Source organism: Microbacterium shaanxiense (assembly GCF_054779995.1).
In genome coordinates, this window is sequence record NZ_BAAGXE010000004.1 from 534,384 (window position 1) to 548,763 (window position 14,380).

Genomic DNA, 14,380 nt, shown 5'->3' on the forward strand with positions numbered 1-14,380 from the left:
ACTCGCCTACTCATCACCGACTCAGAAAGAGACGCTCATGAACATCTCCAGCTTCTACCCCGTGCTCGCGACGAACGATGTCGCGGCGACCGCAGCCTTCTACCGCAGCCACTTCGGATTCGACACCTCGTTCGAGTCCGACTGGTACGTGAGCTTGAAGCTCGATACCTGGGAACTCGCGATCCTCCAGGCCGACCACCCGACGATCCCGGAACAGTTCCGCAATAAGGCGGCGAGCGGGATGCTCCTCAACATCGAGGTCCCCGACGTCGACTCCCTGTATGAGCGTCTCGTGGCGTCCGGGCTCAACCCTGTCCTGCCACTGCGCTCAGAGGAGTTCGGCCAGCGCCACGCGATCTTCGCCGGTCCCGACGCCGTGTTGATCGACATCATCACCCCGATCCAGCCGAGCGAGGAGTACCTTGCCCAGTTCTCCGCGGAGGCCCTCGAGGAAGCCCAAGGAGGTGCCTCATGAGCACACGCCAGGCAGTCGCATCCCGCTATCGCTTCTGGTTTCTCGTGGACGGCGTCGTCTCGGGAGCGAACGCGGTCGCCTATCTGATCCTGCACCAGCTGCTGTCCGAGGTGTTCGGCTCGACACCAACCCTGTACACAGTCGCCGGAATCATCCTCGCGGTGGTCACCGTCGGCCTGCTCGTCGTCACGCTCTCCTCGCGACGTCACCGTGTCCTGCCTGAGCTCCTCGCAGCCGTCAACCTCGTCTGGGCTCTCGGCTCGTTCGTGATCGCCTTCGTAAACCCCTTCCATCTGTCTGTGTGGGGCATCGTCTGGGTCATCGCACAGGCGCTCATCGTCCTCGCGTTCGCATTCCTGCAGCGGCGCGCCCTGAAGCACCCTGCTCCCTGAAACGAAGACCAAGATGAGACTGTCGAACACGGAGCACACGTCACGGCCGTGGCGCATTCACGCTATCGTCCCGGACTTCGTCGTCGAGGATGTCTGGGCGCTCCCCGTCCACGGCCGCGCCACCGAGTTCACTGCCCTCGCCGAACTCATGACGGACAGCGACAACGAAGAGCGACAAGGCGAGCAGATCGACTTCCTGGATTCCGCAGCGGCGCGATTCCTGTGGAGGCTGCGCGATCTGCTCGGCCGCCTCTTTCGCCTCGGAACCATCACCGAACCCTCCGAGAGTACGAACCAACGTCTCATCCCCGGTGACGACCGCGCCTCATTGGCAGAACGATTGGACGAGGATCTCGTGGGCACAGCCGCGGGTGTGCACTTCAGCTCGGTGCCCATGACCGCCCTGTACCAACTCGATGACGAGTTCGCTGCAGAGATCTCGAACGCAACGATGCACGGCGTGATGCACCTGTCCTGGGTCCCTCGAGGCGCCGAGGAGTATCAGGGACAAATGGCGGTGCTCGTGAAGCCCCGAGGCCGGTTCGGGTCCGCTTACATGACCGTCATCAAGCCCTTCCGATACCTGATCGTGTATCCCGCGCTGCTGCGCCACCTCGAGAAGTCCTGGAACGCCCGGTCCCAGGACGCAGCGACTCCGAACCCACAGCGTGTTAGCGGAGGGTGACCTTCGGCACATCCGGGGCAGCGCAGCCCCGCCATAGCATCGAGCACACGACTGAAGTCGATGTCATTGCAGCCTGATCAAGCAGGGAGTCAACATGGAACGTACAACTCAGGTCGGCACCGTGGAGATATGTGTCGAGTCGTTTGGGTCCCGCACCGACGAGCCCGTGCTCCTCGTGGCAGGCACCTCCTGCTCGATGGATTGGTGGCCTGCTGCCCTGTGCGAGGCGCTCGCGAACCGGGGTCTGTTCGTGATCCGATTCGACCAGCGCGACACGGGCAAGGCTTCCTACGATCCTCCCGGTCAGCCGTCGTACTCGCTGCCGGATCTCGTCACCGACTCACTCGGAGTGGTCGATCACTTCGAGATCGAGTCCGCCCACTGGGTCGGATTCTCCCAGGGCGGATGGATCTCCCAGCTCGCCGCACTCGACCACCCCGAGCGAGTGCGCTCGCTGGTGCTGCTCTCCACGCGAGCCACCGGCCACGGCCCAGCAGATGCTGACCTCCCTGAAGTCTCGGAACGTCTGCTCACCTCGTGGAGCGAGGCGTCCGCAGAACCGAATTGGGAGAGCCCTGACGAGATCATCGAGTTCCTCGTCGAGGGCGAAAGGTCCATCGCGGGCGATGAGTTCGATGAGCCTCACGCGCAGTCCATCGTCGAGAGCTGTGTGCGCCGGGCGCATCAGGTCCGGTCGGCAGTCGCGAATCATCCGATGGCGGACCAGGGGCCGCGCTGGCGCGATCGGCTCGGGGAGATCTCAGTGCCGTGTTTGATCCTGCATGGCACGGCGGATCCGATGTTTCCGGTCGGGAACGCGGAGGTCTTGGCTCGCGAGATTCACGGTGCACGTCTCGAACGCTTGCCGGGCGTGGGGCACGAACTTCCACCGCGAGTCTGGGAACAGGTCATCGGTTTGATTGACCAGCACATCCACGAGGCCTCTGGAGCGCGGTGACAGAGGTGGCCTTGGGCGTGCCGATGCTGTTGGCACTGGGCGCCGCGGTCGCCTACGGAGGATCGGACTTCATCGGCGGGCTCACCAGTCGACGCGAGAGCGTGTGGGCTGTCGCCGCGACCAGTCAGGCCACGGCGGCAGCGCTGGCGCTACCTTTCGCGCTGGCGACTTTGACCGTTCCGAGAGCGTCCGACGTCGGGTGGGCAATCCTCGCCGGGATCGGCGCAGGGGCCGGCAACGTCCTCATCTACCACGGTCTCGCCACTCGACGCATGATGGTCGTCGCGCCACTCGCGGCGGTCACCTCCACCGTACTTCCCGTCATCACGGACGTCATCAGCGGAGGACGCCTCAGCGTCATTCTCATGGTTGGCGTGATCGTCGCCGTCGCAGCCGGTTGGCTTGTCTCCGGCGGCAGTGTGCGGATCCTCAAGCGAACCGGCAAGGCCAACGTGGTCATCGGCGTCCTCGCCGGAGCGGGATTCGGGACGCAGTTCGCTGCCCTGGGTCAGGTGCCGGCTGAGTCCGGTCTCACCCCGGTTGCCATCAGCCAACTCGTTTCCGTGGCGCTCATCGTCCTCGTAGCGCGTGCACGTCATGTCGATTGGGTCCCCGGGAGCGGGCGAACCGCTCTCGCCGCAGCTTCGGCGGGCGCACTTGCCGGTGCCGCGACGCTGCTCTTTCAGATCTCCGCGCAGGCAGGTCCGCTGACGGTCGCGGTCGTGCTGACCTCCCTGTATCCCGCCGTGACGGTCGCCCTCGGAGCGGCCCTGCTACGCGAGCGCGCGACGCCCGTTCAAGCCATCGGCCTCATGCTCGCCGCAGCCGCGATTGTGCTGATCAAGCTGGATTGAGTTCCGAGTGCCGTGAGATCATCGCAGCTCGATCACCCGGCGATGGACCGGAGTGGTTGCACAGAGAGAACCGCGCCCGCCAGCCTCGTCGCTGACGACAACAAGCGGTTTCTTGTGGTGAAAGCTCGGATCGCGCATGCTCCCTCAGGACCAGTGGAGGGAGCCCCAGGTGAGCCAAGGGGCATTCACGAGCGGAACGAGGTCGATCGCCCCCCTATCAGCCGGCTTTTCCGCCGAGCGTGATGAGCCCTGCAAGGCGGGTCGTCGCGTTACTCGGAACGATCCCGAGACGCTGCAGGGCAGGAACGGAAATCAGGCCCAGAACTCCGATTCAGGCAGTGATCAAGTCCGGTGACGACAAAGCCCTGGTGAAAGTCAACTCTCACCAGGACTTTTTGTCGGGCTGACAGGATCGCCGGCCGACATCACACGTATCGAAACCAGCCCCAGGATTCGCTCCGGGTGACGGGTGGCGAGGAAGTAGCCCACGGGAGTGCTGTAGTCGGTGACGAACACGATGAACTGCTCGATTCCGAGGTCATCCAGCAGCGCCTCGATCACCATCGATAGGCGTTCGTAGGTGTACTCGTAGTCCGCTACCGATGGCGTGCCCGAGAGCCCGAACCCCGGGATGTCGGGGGCGACCACGTACGCATGCTCGCCCAGCACCGGGAGCACCTCGCGGAAGGAGTACGACGAGCTCGGCGCGCCGTGCAGCAGCGCGACAGCCGTTGTCGATGGAACGCCTGCCTCGCGGTAGTGCACTCGTAGCCCGGCGACGTCCCGGTCCCGATGTCTCGTCTTTGCTACGCGCCTCACTGTCGACCTCTCTCGTTTCACGAATACCGCGGAGAGTAACGCTTTTAACAGGGTGTAGCGGTTACACGCTGTTGTCTCGTGGAGAGAGTGAAGTGGGCTCGACCCTCCCCCGAACGCGGCGGCTGATGTCGTCAGCGGGCGCCACCCGCCCCGGGGCGGATGATGCGGGGGATGCCGGTGCTGCTGATGAGGATCGCGGCGACCGAGAACGGGATGACGCCAAGGGCGAGCATGGCCGCGCCGGTGCCGCCTGCGAAGTTGATGGCGTCGTGGGTGAGGATCAATTGCGCGCCGGTCTGGAAGGCCGTGTGGAATCCGATGGGCATCCATACCGAGCCGGTGATCATGCGCAGATACCCGAACCCGATGCCCATCGCTAGGAAGAGCGAGAGATCGGCGGGGTTGGCGTTTTGCCGTAGGAGCGCGGCGAAGAGGGTGAACAGCAGAGCCTGGATGATGATGATGCCCCACCCGCGGGTGAGGGTTCCGAGCACGGTGGTGACGTAGCCGCGGAAGACCGCCTCTTCCGGAAGCGCCTCGGCCAGGAGCACGGCGAGGAAGAGAAGGATGACGGTTCGCGCGAGTTCCGGTCCGGCGACGGTGACTGTCAGAGGGGTGCCGAGGATGGCGAGCACCCCGAAGGTCGCCGCGGCCGGGATGATCCAGACGATTGCGCCCCACACCGCCAGCCGCCATCCCGTGCGCACGCTCGTAAGCCCTACCTCGCTCAGTCGGCGGCGGTCGGCGAGCCGGACCAGGAGAGCGATCACGGTGAGAGCGGCGGCGCTGATCGCGACGCCCACCGCGATCCGGACGCCCAGGGTCCCGGGTGCGGAGGGATGATCTGATGAGGGGAGCAGAATGGTCGCGAGGGCCAGTCCCGCGGCGAGTGGGAGGATGGCGAGCGCAATCCGCCACGCGGCGGAGCCGAGCCGGTGGGAGCGTGGTCTGGTTGTTGTCGTCATGGTGTTCCCCGGTATCGGTGCGCGAGGGCGTGGTAGGCGCGTTTGGGCGTCCAGGTGCCGTCGGCGTGGGCGGTGACGATGCCGTAGCTGGCGAGGTCGAGGTCTCGGCCGGGCTCATCTGAGGTGGTCAGGTCGGGTTCGCTGAATCCCCAGACGAAGGTCCCGTCCACTCCCGCGCGGTCGAACACATCAATCAGACCGGTGAGGTAATCGGCCTGCTCCTGCTCATCTCGAACGAGATTCTTCGGTACCGACAGCTCGGTGCGCCCGCCAAGCACGCCCGCCGCAGTCGACGCCTTCGCGGCCGCACCTCGGTAGGTGCAGGATCCGAACTCGAAGATGTAGCAGGGCTTGTTCTGCGCGTGGGCCCGATCGGCGAGCGTGCGGATGGCGTCTTCGAACCGCCACGCATCGCGCGCATCGCGGTAACGGTCGGCGCCGACGACATCGAAGATCGACCAGTCTGGACGCTCCCAGTCCCCCGCCCCGTACGAGACCGGTCCGGCGAAGCGCTCCCGCGCCTCACCGACGAGCACTGCGAGCAAACGTCGTAGCCGCAGGTTCGCCAGCGGCAGCAGCGGGAACGTCACCGTCAACAGGCTCCCTCTGGCCCAGAACGTCGGGCCGGGAAGCATGCCCGGAGTCGACAGGGTGAGTTCGCAGCCGACGACCAGCCCGACCTCGGCGCCCGATGCACGAAGACGCTCGGCTACCGCAGCTGCTGACCGGACGTCCGCCACGAGCTCGTGGCGGGGGCGATCGAAGGGACGCGGCTGCAACCAAACCCCCAACCCCTCCTCCACGGCGATGCCCGCAGCGATCGCCAAGCGGTCGGCGTCGCTGGCCATGACAAGTACCGCATCGCAGCCGAGCTCCTCACGAATCGCCCGGAGATCGCGGCGTGCGCGCTGCTCGGTGAAGAAGGGGTTGCTCTCGAAGCCCTTCTCGTAGAGCACACCGGCGTCGTAGCCGATCCCGCGCACCGGTTCAGTCATCGGCCGCTCCCAACGCTCGAAACAGGAACGGTACGACGTGCGCACGCAACGCACTGAGATCTGCACCGGGGTTGCGTTGCACGAGGGTGATTGCACGATCCAGCACACTCTCCGCAAGCCCGGTTGCGACATCGAGCGGCATCGCAGTGAAGACACCCTGGTCGATTCCGGCGCGCAGGATGCTGCGCAACAGGGCCGTATCGCCCTCATCCTCAACGAGGTACAGGGGTGTGCCGTCCGCCGTGCGATGCGAGATCACGATCTCCACCGCCGCCGCTATCGCGTGACGCTGCGCATCCACATGCGTCACATACGCATCCGCATAAGCCCGCAGACGCGCTACAGGCCCCACGATCCCGTCAACCGCCGTCAGCACGCTATCCCCGAGGGCCGTGAACACGGTCTGGACGACGTCGAGCAGCAGACCCTCCTTCGATGCGAAGTAGTACGCCACCGCGCTCTTGGCGATCTGAGCACGCCCCGCGATCTCCGCCAGCGATGCCCGGTGATATCCGACTTCGTTCACCGTCACCACCGCGGCATCGATCAACTGCCGGCGCCGCGCCATCTCGATGAACGACCCCGATCTCTCACGAGACGCCGAGGACTCCGCGATGGCATCTTCAGAACGCATGGCCTGATTTTAGAACAACTGGTCTGCCAGGTCTACGCGCTTGCCGCGGAGCTTCGACGGCGAGAAGCCCTCGTCTGAAAGACGTGTGGCAGCTCAGGCGAGGGGTGGCCGACACGTCCGGCGATATACCGCGGGAGAGATCAGCGCGGCGGTAGGAGGAGTCCGTGCATCTCGGCAGGTGACCTGCACAGCATCGAGTTCACGAGCGGAACAAGGCCGGCCGTCCCCTTACCTGCCGGGAAGTTCATGCAGGAGTCGACCAGTGCGAGCAGCGACACCTGCGAATAAGGTCACTGTTGCCCCGGAAACGGAGTGCTCGCCTCGCCGTAAAGGATGTCTTCGACAGCGACAACATCCGGTCTCCGACATCAGTGTTCCGTCGCGCAATCTTCGACTGGTCAGTGGACCGAGGCCCCGAGTCCCGGAAACATCCCCACCGTTGATGGGAGCGTCGACGAGCAGATAGAGGTGCTGTGCGGTCGCTCTTCCCAGACGTCTCGACTAAGGGAAGGATAGGTGGCTCCGCACATCCGGCACATGCTCGAGCGTCTGGGCGCACATGACTGCCACCTCCATCGCTTCGCACCTCCGCTGCTCGAAAGCTGCCCGCGCTCGGCTACAGCGTCGTTTAGTTGCACTCCGTGATGAAGGTGAGTCGCCTGAGACGTTTGGCACATTTCCTCGGGCGTCGGGTCGCCACGGAGGCACGAGTCGGGTTACCTCCACGCTCCGAGTTTGCCGGGGTTGCGGACGGCCCAGACGTGTTCGATCTTGCCGGCTCGGTGGCTGAGACTGACGACCGCGAGGATGTGTCCGGCGCCCGAGGCGACGAGCCCGAGTTCACCGTTGACGAGATCTTCGCGGATGGCGAGGTCGGGTTGCCGTTCGTAGACGCCGAGGAGGAACGCTGCGATGGCGTCGGCACCGAGCAGCGGTTCGAGAGCTGCGGAAACGAGTCCGCCGCCGTCCGTGATCGCGGTGGCGTCCGGGTCGAGCAGGCTGATGAGGGTGGCGAGGTCGCCGGTCTCCCACGCCGCCTTGAACGAGCGGACGACGGCGGTGTGCTCGGCTCGCTCAACCATTGTGCTGCGAGCGCTGTGCACGCGGCGGCGCGCGGAGGAGGCGAGCTGTCGGCAGGCTTCCGGGGTGCGTCCGACGATGTCGGCGACTTCGGGGAAGGTGTAGCGGAACACGTCGTGGAGGATGAATGCGACCCGCTCGGCGGGGGTCATGGATTCGAGCACGATCAACAGCGCCATCGAGACCGATTCGTCGAGGCTGACCCGTTCGGCCGGGTCGGTGGGGGCGCTGTCGTGGTGGCTGGTCCAGGTGCCGGGCGTGGGGATGGGTTCGGGGAGCCATTCGCCGACGTACTGTTCGCGGCGGGCGCGGGCGGTGGTGAGCATGTCCAGTCCAATGCGGCTGGCGGTCTTGATGAGCCACGCTCGCGGGGAGCCGATCTGGCGGCGTTCGGTGTCGCTGAGTCGGTACCAGCGGATGTAGGTCTCTTGAACGGCGTCTTCGGCGTCGGTGAGGGAACCGAGGAGCCGGTAGGACAGGCCGAGGAGGACGCTGCGTTCGCGGATCGCGTCACCAAGCTCGGGTGGTTCGGCGTCCCCTGCGCGACGTGGCCTACTCATTCGTTCCTCCTCTCATCGACCAGGCTCTCGTGTTCGATTCGATGCGTGGTGTCTATCGGATCACATGCCCGTGAGAAGTAGACGAGACAGCCCGGCGAACTGTGAGGTGATCACAGGTCAGGGCTGATGATCCTGTGCCGTCCCTTGGGCGGGGGCAACCGGACGGTTGCCGGAGTCGGTGGTGAGTTCGAGAGCGGTGGCCGGGAGGATGCGGTCCTGGAAGAACCAGCCGGACAGTGTCGCTCTCACGCGGTCGCGGGAACGGGTGCGCCCCGTCTTGTCAGGTCGGAGCACGAGCGGTTCAAAGCCGTTGTGATCGATGAGTCGCCACCGTTCGTAGGCGTCGACGGGTTGGTGGACTTCGACGTACTCGCCGCCGGGAAGACGGACGATCCGGCCGGTCTCGTACCCGTGGAGGGCGATCTCGCGGTCCTTGCGTTGCAGACCGAGGCAGATGCGTTTCGTCAGGACGAAGCCGGCCACCGGGCCGAGGATGAGGGCGACCTGGAGGGTGAGCACGATCCCTTCGATGCTGAGCGAGAAGTGCAGCGCGATGAGGTCGCTGCCCGCCGCCGCCCACAGCACGCCGTAGAACACGATCCCCGCGACGCCGATGCCAGTGCGGGTCGGGGCATGGCGAGGTCGGGTCAGCAGGTGGTGTTCACGCCGGCCACCGGCGATCCAGCGTTCGATGAACGGGTAGACCATCGCTGTGACAAGGAACAACACGCACACGCCGACCGGGACCAGAATCGCCAACGTCCACGTGCGATCGAACAACACGAACTCCCAGCCCGGAGGGACAAGGCGCTGCGCGCCGTCGAGGAACGCGAGATACCAGAGCGCACCGCCACCGGCTGATGCGTTGCCCGGATCGGCCGGCCCATAGGTCCAGATCGGGTTCACAGTCACGGTCGCCGCGATCCCGGTGAGCACGCCAAACACGATGAAGAACAGGCCCACGCTCTTCATCGCCGCCGCACCGAATGGCCGCCCGACGACGTTGCTTTCCGTTCTGCCGGGGCCAGGGAACTGTGCAGGCTTGTGCAGGGTGGCGAGGATGCCGTTCACGACCATCAGCACGGCGATGATCGCCGGCAGCACAAGAATGTGGAGCAGATAGAACGTGGTGATCGCGCCGGCGGGGAATTCGCCCTGGAACACCAGGGATGACAGCCACGTACCCACGACGGGGATCGCCTTGAGTATCCCGTCCAGCACAGCCAGGCTGCTGCCGGAGAGCATGTCGTCGGGCAAGACGTGGCCGGTCAGTCCCGCCGCCATGCTCGCGAACAGGATGCCGAACAGGAGCAGCCAGTTCAGCTCACGCGGCTTGCGGAACGCGCCCGTGAAGAACACGCGCAGGATATGCAGCAGGAGAGCTGCGATCATCAGCGACGCGCTCCAGTGGTGAAGTTGCCGCATCAGCAGGCCGCCGCGGACCTCGAAGGAGATGTCCAGGGTCGACTCCAACGCACGGGACATCTCAACACCCTGGAGCGGGATATAGGGCCCGTCGTACTGCACGGCAGTGGTTGACGGGTCGTAGAAGAACAGCAGAAACACTCCTGTGAGCGAGCAGACGACGAAACTCACTACGACGACGTGCCCGAGCAACAGTGACCAGTGATCCGGGAACGCCCGGCCCCGCCAAACGCGGACCATCACACCGATACGTGTCCGATCATCCAACCACCGGGCGGCCCGATCGGTGACCCGAGCACTCCCCCGCGCTGACCCTGCCAATCTTGCCCCTTCCGTCACCGAGGGCCGGAAAAGCCCGACCCCAATGAGGACGACGCAGCCCCCCAGACCGTGAGGCGGGCCGCCCCACTGCTGGGGGCGCCTCACACTCTGCGGCGCTATCTCGTCTCGTCCCAGAGCGGACGACCGTCTTGCTCACCAGGCCGGACGCACTCAACAGCGCCGACCACGGACACCAATCGCGGAACGATCAGAAAGGAAGGCCGGACATGTCCAGTCCCGTCACGTTCGTCAACATCATCGACGTCGACCCGTCCAAGCAGCAGGAGGTGATCGACATCCTGAATGAAGGAACCGAGCAGGTCATCTCCAAGCGGCCCGGTTTCATCTCCGTCACGGTCCTCGCGAGCGCCGACAAGAGCCGCGTCGTCAACATCGCCCAATGGAAAAGCGCCGACGACGCGAAGGCCACCCAGGCAGACCCTGCCGCGGCCGCGTACGTCGAACGCACCGCCGCCATCGCGACGCCAAGCCCCGGCATCTACGCCGCCGTCTCCGAGTTCACCGCCTGACGATGCCGGTCAGCCTGGCGGACCACTTGCCTTCGGCCCGTCAGGTTCGACCGCATCGCTTCTTCGCACTTCGAATGAACTGCCGCATGCGTCCGCGGCCCACCACAAGCGTGGAGGAGTCACACGATCCTCGTCCGCACGCCGCCGACCTGCCCGAGGACTGCGTCCTCGCCGAGGTCCACAACTCCGGCGGCGTCGCATGATGCATCGGCGACCGGTGCGGTCTGATATGGGCAGCGCTGACCGCGATCTCAACGCCCTCTAACCTCCGCTAGCTCCCTCAGTAGGCTTGAACGCCCCGGTTATGGAAGGAGAAAGACCATGCTCGACGAACTGCTCGACCTCGAACACCAAGGATGGAAATCCCTTTGCAACAGCAGTGGCGCGGATTTCTACGGGCGAATTATGACCGGCGACGGTGTCATGGTCCTGGCGCACGGCCAGGTCTTCGACCGTCAGGCGGTCATCGACTCCCTGAATGAGGCGCCTCCGTGGCGGACCTACGACGTCGCCGACGAGCGACTCATCTCTCTCGGCGAGGATTGTGCGATCCTCGTTTACACCGGCCGCGCCTACCGCGACGAGAGTGAACCCGCGTTCAGCGCACTCATGTCCAGTGTCTACACACGGCACGAAGGCGTGTGGCGACTCGCGCTCTACCAGCAGACACCAGTCCCTGCTCAGGCATAGGAGTTGGGCCCCTCGACGCCGAGGCACGGCCGAACACCCGAGCGTGATGAGCCCTGCAAGGCGGGTCGTCGCGTTACTCGGAATGATCCCGAGACGCTGCAGGGCAGGAACGGAAAATCAGGCCCAGAACTCCGATTCAGGCAGTGATCAAGTCCGGTGACGACAAAGCCCTGGTGAAAGTCAACTCTCACCAGGGCTTTTTGTCGGGCTGACAGGATTTGAACCTGCGACCCCTTGACCCCCAGGTAGCCCGTTCAGGCGTTTTCCTTGATTTTCCGGGCCGTAGTGCTGCGCAGAGGACTCCAATTCATGTTATGCATTGCATGGATTGCATGGTTGTGGTCCCGCTCTGGTCCCGGCGAATGTCAGACTCTCTCAGCTGGAACCGCCGGAAGGATTGCGCCGCTTCCACCCTTACGTGACGTAGGTACGTGGCACCACTAGTAGCGTCGGGTTTGCTGCAATCCCGCGTAGATCCTCCCGGCGCCGAGGGCGACAGCGACCCCTCCTGCCGCGTCTGCTACCCACTCATGCACAGAAACCACCGCACCGAGCAGATCGCACGCTGCGCTTGCGGTCCCGGTCCGCGGCCATCGCGCTTCATTCGCCGGACGACAGAACGCTCGTCCCGCACTTCCGACGAGTTTGTAATTGTCAGCCGCTGACTCAGTTCTACGCGGTGTTTTCGTTCGGCATCGAACCATCTTCTTCGTCGGCTGTCTCACTGTCCGCCGCCAAGACGATGTCGGGGATTCGGTCGAGTTGATCGAACGCCTCCTTCGGGAGATAGTCAGCGTATTTGTCTCGCATAGATGCCAGACCAGTATCGCGGTTGGACTCGTACTGCAGCGACTTCTGGACAAATTTGAGGCGATGCTCGGCGTCACCAAGCACTTCCGCCCATGTACGGACGATCAACCGATACTTCTTGCTGTTTTGCACGACCCCGAAAGGAAGATGCTCTTGCTCACGCTGCTCGTCCACGGCGTTAGTCGTCTCGTTGCCGACAAGCCAGAATTCCCACGAGCTGTTGGGCTGGTCGAAGCGTTCGTCGTTGGTGATCGCGCTCGCATAGCTCCGCAGCTGGGAGACGTCGTCGTCGGTCAGCTTGTGACTGGGCCGCTTCAATTCGACGACCAGGTGCGAGAAGTGATTTTCTCTGGTCTCCAGCTGCCGCCCGAGCACGAGGTCGGGTATGGCGTCTGAACCGTCTTCACGCAGAACCAACTTTTCGCCAACAAGCTCCACATCGGCGCCAAGCTTCCCGAGGAACTTCTTGAGCACTTCGGTGAGCCGCTCGTCATCCCCGGTAAGCGACCATTCCTCTCCGAAGAGCCAGGTTTCATGGGCGAGAATCCGATGCAACTGTCGACGCTCTAGCATGCGCTTCTTCGTAGCCTTGTCGAAGATCAACGCGTTCAGACCGCTGAGAAACTCGATCCGGTCTCCTACTTCTTTCCCGAGCGAGATCAGTTGCGTAAGCGTCGTATGCTCGAGGATCTCGCGGAGCTCGTCGATCCGTGCAGCCGGAAGCTGTGAGAACTGCCGCAGGATGGGCAGTAGAGATTCCGGATCGTTCTCGAACGTCTCTTTCAAGAGGCCGAGCGCAAGCGCCTTTGAAGACTGGGATTTCGCTTCATCGACAGTACGTGAAGCGGCCATTGCGACGATATTGAACGTGTCACGAGTCGCCCGCTCGACGGTCGTCGAGGGTTCTCCCTTGTATGGGTAGACGCCTTCAGCTTTCCATCTTTGGACTGTTTCTGCCTCGCGTCGTCTCGATGTCTCCACGAGATGAGCCCGTAGAGCCTCGCGGCCCGCCTGAACCACTTTGCCCGCCGGGGTAGCGTTGTCGCCTTCCAGCAAGAGCCCTTGGTCATGGGTGAAGCCGTCCCATTCGAGGTATGCCGTGAACTCTGACCCGACGGCTCGGATACCCGGCTGCATCTCGTCGACAATCGCACCGCCTGGGCTGCAAAGGTAGAGACGTCGCTCAACGTGGCTGAGTTTCCACTCAATCACGGTCAGTAGCACGTCACCCTCAACGCCTTCAGGGCGCTCAACCGGGATCGGGGTGCGTGACAAGATCACAGCCGATGGATCTACCTGCGTCCCGAGAAACTCGATTGCGAAGTTCTCATGTCTTTCCAAGTGAAGAGCGAACTCCATCAGCAGTCGTTGCCGAAGCGATTCTGGGGCATCGAAGGCAGCGATCGCATCCGGCGTAATCGAGGCAATTTCAACCCGTGTACCGGTGTCATCCCCCTCGACCGGTACCTCCTCAATTTCGAACCCATCGAGAGACGACCGGGAGCCTCTGACGCGTATCGTCGCCAGGCTACCTCCCGCGACTACTTCGCTGGTCGACACCCACTGCACCAATGAGCCAAGAGAGAAAGCTGCGTACCGTCCACGCCCATGCTTACCGTGAACAGGCCGCCCGCCCTCGCTCGTTGTGCCGGGCGCTAGCTTCCAACTGTCACCAACTCGTGAAAAGGCTAGCTCGGCACGCTCGCGCGTCATCCCGTTGCCATCGTCGACAACACGGATCAGTTCCGTCCCGCCGAGCGATCCTGCTTCTATCTCGATACGCACCGTCGTCGCATCTTCATCGAACGCATTCCAGACCAGCTCACACAACCCGACCGGGGGCGTCCTGACGTACCCCTCAAGCAGCGTCCTACCTGCAGTAACTTGGATGTGAGCCATAGCCAATAGTTGCACGCACGGCCGACAAATCGGCCCTCAAAGGCCGCCATAGCGAGTACCACATCGCGCAGGGGCCGTTTTCCCCTGACCACTCATTCGTGCTTGTGGGCTCTTCGCTGTAGACCGTTTCCAGGCACCGGGTCTCGGTCTATCAACGCCATCCCCCGGACGATCTCGCGATTTCTGGCACGATCTTGCAAGGGGTGCAGCGCTGGGTGTGGTCCCGGTTCGGTTCCCGATGATCAGACCCTCCCCTTCGCTCAAGCCTCCTTCACACCGCGTCGATGA

The 14,380-nt window shown here is 64.0% G+C and carries 14 protein-coding genes; 7 read left to right on the forward strand and 7 right to left on the reverse strand.

From position 1 onward, the window contains the following. Positions 1–37: 37 nt before the first annotated feature. The 5 genes from ACYVG2_RS16050 (at position 38) to ACYVG2_RS16070 (ending at position 3,364) form a co-directional block, all read left to right on the forward strand. A complete protein-coding gene (locus ACYVG2_RS16050) occupies positions 38–475 on the forward strand; it encodes a VOC family protein (RefSeq protein WP_460781895.1) in 438 nt (145 codons plus the stop codon). Then, positions 472–867 carry a hypothetical protein gene (locus ACYVG2_RS16055; protein WP_460781896.1) on the forward strand — a complete coding sequence of 132 codons (396 nt, stop codon included), beginning with the start codon at positions 472–474 and terminating at the stop codon, positions 865–867. Before ACYVG2_RS16050 ends, ACYVG2_RS16055 begins: the two co-directional genes overlap by 4 nt. A 13-nt stretch (positions 868–880) precedes the next feature. Beyond that, on the forward strand, positions 881–1,552 hold the full coding sequence (locus ACYVG2_RS16060; protein ID WP_460781897.1) for a DUF2867 domain-containing protein: 672 nt from the start codon (positions 881–883) through the stop codon (positions 1,550–1,552). Positions 1,553–1,646: 94 nt separating this feature from the next. Further along, positions 1,647–2,510 carry an alpha/beta fold hydrolase gene (locus tag ACYVG2_RS16065; protein WP_460781898.1) on the forward strand — a complete coding sequence of 288 codons (864 nt, stop codon included), beginning with the start codon at positions 1,647–1,649 and terminating at the stop codon, positions 2,508–2,510. 23 nt (positions 2,511–2,533) lie between these two features. Next, positions 2,534–3,364, forward strand: coding sequence for an EamA family transporter (locus ACYVG2_RS16070; RefSeq protein ID WP_460781899.1), 831 nt, complete (start codon positions 2,534–2,536; stop codon positions 3,362–3,364). Between the two features lie 375 nt (positions 3,365–3,739). Here ACYVG2_RS16070 and ACYVG2_RS16075 read toward each other — a convergent pair whose 3' ends face one another. The 6 genes from ACYVG2_RS16075 to qcrB form a co-directional block, all read right to left on the reverse strand. Further along, positions 3,740–4,183: an alpha/beta fold hydrolase gene (locus ACYVG2_RS16075; RefSeq protein ID WP_460781900.1), complete on the reverse strand. Its 444-nt coding sequence runs from the start codon at positions 4,181–4,183 to the stop codon at positions 3,740–3,742. Positions 4,184–4,314: 131 nt separating this feature from the next. Continuing rightward, entirely contained in the window at positions 4,315–5,148 is an 834-nt protein-coding gene (locus ACYVG2_RS16080; RefSeq protein WP_460781901.1) for a lysostaphin resistance A-like protein, read from the reverse strand. Next, complete coding sequence (locus ACYVG2_RS16085) at positions 5,145–6,143, reverse strand: hypothetical protein (RefSeq protein ID WP_460781902.1); 999 nt, start codon at positions 6,141–6,143, stop codon at positions 5,145–5,147. The genes ACYVG2_RS16080 and ACYVG2_RS16085 overlap by 4 nt, the downstream gene beginning before the upstream one ends. Then, positions 6,136–6,777, reverse strand: coding sequence for a TetR family transcriptional regulator (locus tag ACYVG2_RS16090; protein WP_460781903.1), 642 nt, complete (start codon positions 6,775–6,777; stop codon positions 6,136–6,138). The genes ACYVG2_RS16085 and ACYVG2_RS16090 overlap by 8 nt, the downstream gene beginning before the upstream one ends. Positions 6,778–7,493: 716 nt before the next feature. Further along, the gene (sigJ, locus tag ACYVG2_RS16095) at positions 7,494–8,417 is read right to left on the reverse strand and encodes an RNA polymerase sigma factor SigJ (protein WP_460781904.1); all 924 of its coding nucleotides are present in this window, start codon (positions 8,415–8,417) and stop codon (positions 7,494–7,496) included. A gap of 117 nt (positions 8,418–8,534) precedes the next feature. Beyond that, a complete protein-coding gene (gene qcrB / locus ACYVG2_RS16100) occupies positions 8,535–10,268 on the reverse strand; it encodes a cytochrome bc1 complex cytochrome b subunit (RefSeq protein ID WP_460781905.1) in 1,734 nt (577 codons plus the stop codon). Between the two features lie 122 nt (positions 10,269–10,390). On the opposite strand from qcrB, the gene ACYVG2_RS16105 reads away from it, so the two are divergent. After that, the gene (locus tag ACYVG2_RS16105; protein WP_460781906.1) at positions 10,391–10,693 is read left to right on the forward strand and encodes an antibiotic biosynthesis monooxygenase family protein; all 303 of its coding nucleotides are present in this window, start codon (positions 10,391–10,393) and stop codon (positions 10,691–10,693) included. A 321-nt stretch (positions 10,694–11,014) separates the two neighbouring features. Beyond that, entirely contained in the window at positions 11,015–11,383 is a 369-nt protein-coding gene (locus ACYVG2_RS16110) for a DUF4440 domain-containing protein (protein WP_460781907.1), read from the forward strand. Positions 11,384–12,055: 672 nt separating this feature from the next. Here ACYVG2_RS16110 and ACYVG2_RS16115 read toward each other — a convergent pair. After that, entirely contained in the window at positions 12,056–14,092 is a 2,037-nt protein-coding gene (locus ACYVG2_RS16115; protein ID WP_460781908.1) for an ATP-binding protein, read from the reverse strand. Positions 14,093–14,380: the final 288 nt, after the last annotated feature.

What these genes read in the sequence shown, in the direction of transcription:
- ACYVG2_RS16110 (WP_460781907.1), top strand. Translation starts at nt 11,015, where the DNA reads ATGCTCGACGAACTGCTCGACCTCGAACACCAAGGATGGAAATCCCTT.
- ACYVG2_RS16050 (WP_460781895.1), top strand. Translation starts at nt 38, where the DNA reads ATGAACATCTCCAGCTTCTACCCCGTGCTCGCGACGAACGATGTCGCG.
- ACYVG2_RS16115 (WP_460781908.1), bottom strand. Translation starts at nt 14,092, where the DNA reads ATGGCTCACATCCAAGTTACTGCAGGTAGGACGCTGCTTGAGGGGTAC.
- ACYVG2_RS16060 (WP_460781897.1), top strand. Translation starts at nt 881, where the DNA reads ATGAGACTGTCGAACACGGAGCACACGTCACGGCCGTGGCGCATTCAC.
- ACYVG2_RS16055 (WP_460781896.1), top strand. Translation starts at nt 472, where the DNA reads ATGAGCACACGCCAGGCAGTCGCATCCCGCTATCGCTTCTGGTTTCTC.
- ACYVG2_RS16070 (WP_460781899.1), top strand. Translation starts at nt 2,534, where the DNA reads ATGCTGTTGGCACTGGGCGCCGCGGTCGCCTACGGAGGATCGGACTTC.
- ACYVG2_RS16105 (WP_460781906.1), top strand. Translation starts at nt 10,391, where the DNA reads ATGTCCAGTCCCGTCACGTTCGTCAACATCATCGACGTCGACCCGTCC.
- ACYVG2_RS16085 (WP_460781902.1), bottom strand. Translation starts at nt 6,143, where the DNA reads ATGACTGAACCGGTGCGCGGGATCGGCTACGACGCCGGTGTGCTCTAC.
- ACYVG2_RS16090 (WP_460781903.1), bottom strand. Translation starts at nt 6,777, where the DNA reads ATGCGTTCTGAAGATGCCATCGCGGAGTCCTCGGCGTCTCGTGAGAGA.
- ACYVG2_RS16080 (WP_460781901.1), bottom strand. Translation starts at nt 5,148, where the DNA reads ATGACGACAACAACCAGACCACGCTCCCACCGGCTCGGCTCCGCCGCG.
- ACYVG2_RS16065 (WP_460781898.1), top strand. Translation starts at nt 1,647, where the DNA reads ATGGAACGTACAACTCAGGTCGGCACCGTGGAGATATGTGTCGAGTCG.
- sigJ (WP_460781904.1), bottom strand. Translation starts at nt 8,417, where the DNA reads ATGAGTAGGCCACGTCGCGCAGGGGACGCCGAACCACCCGAGCTTGGT.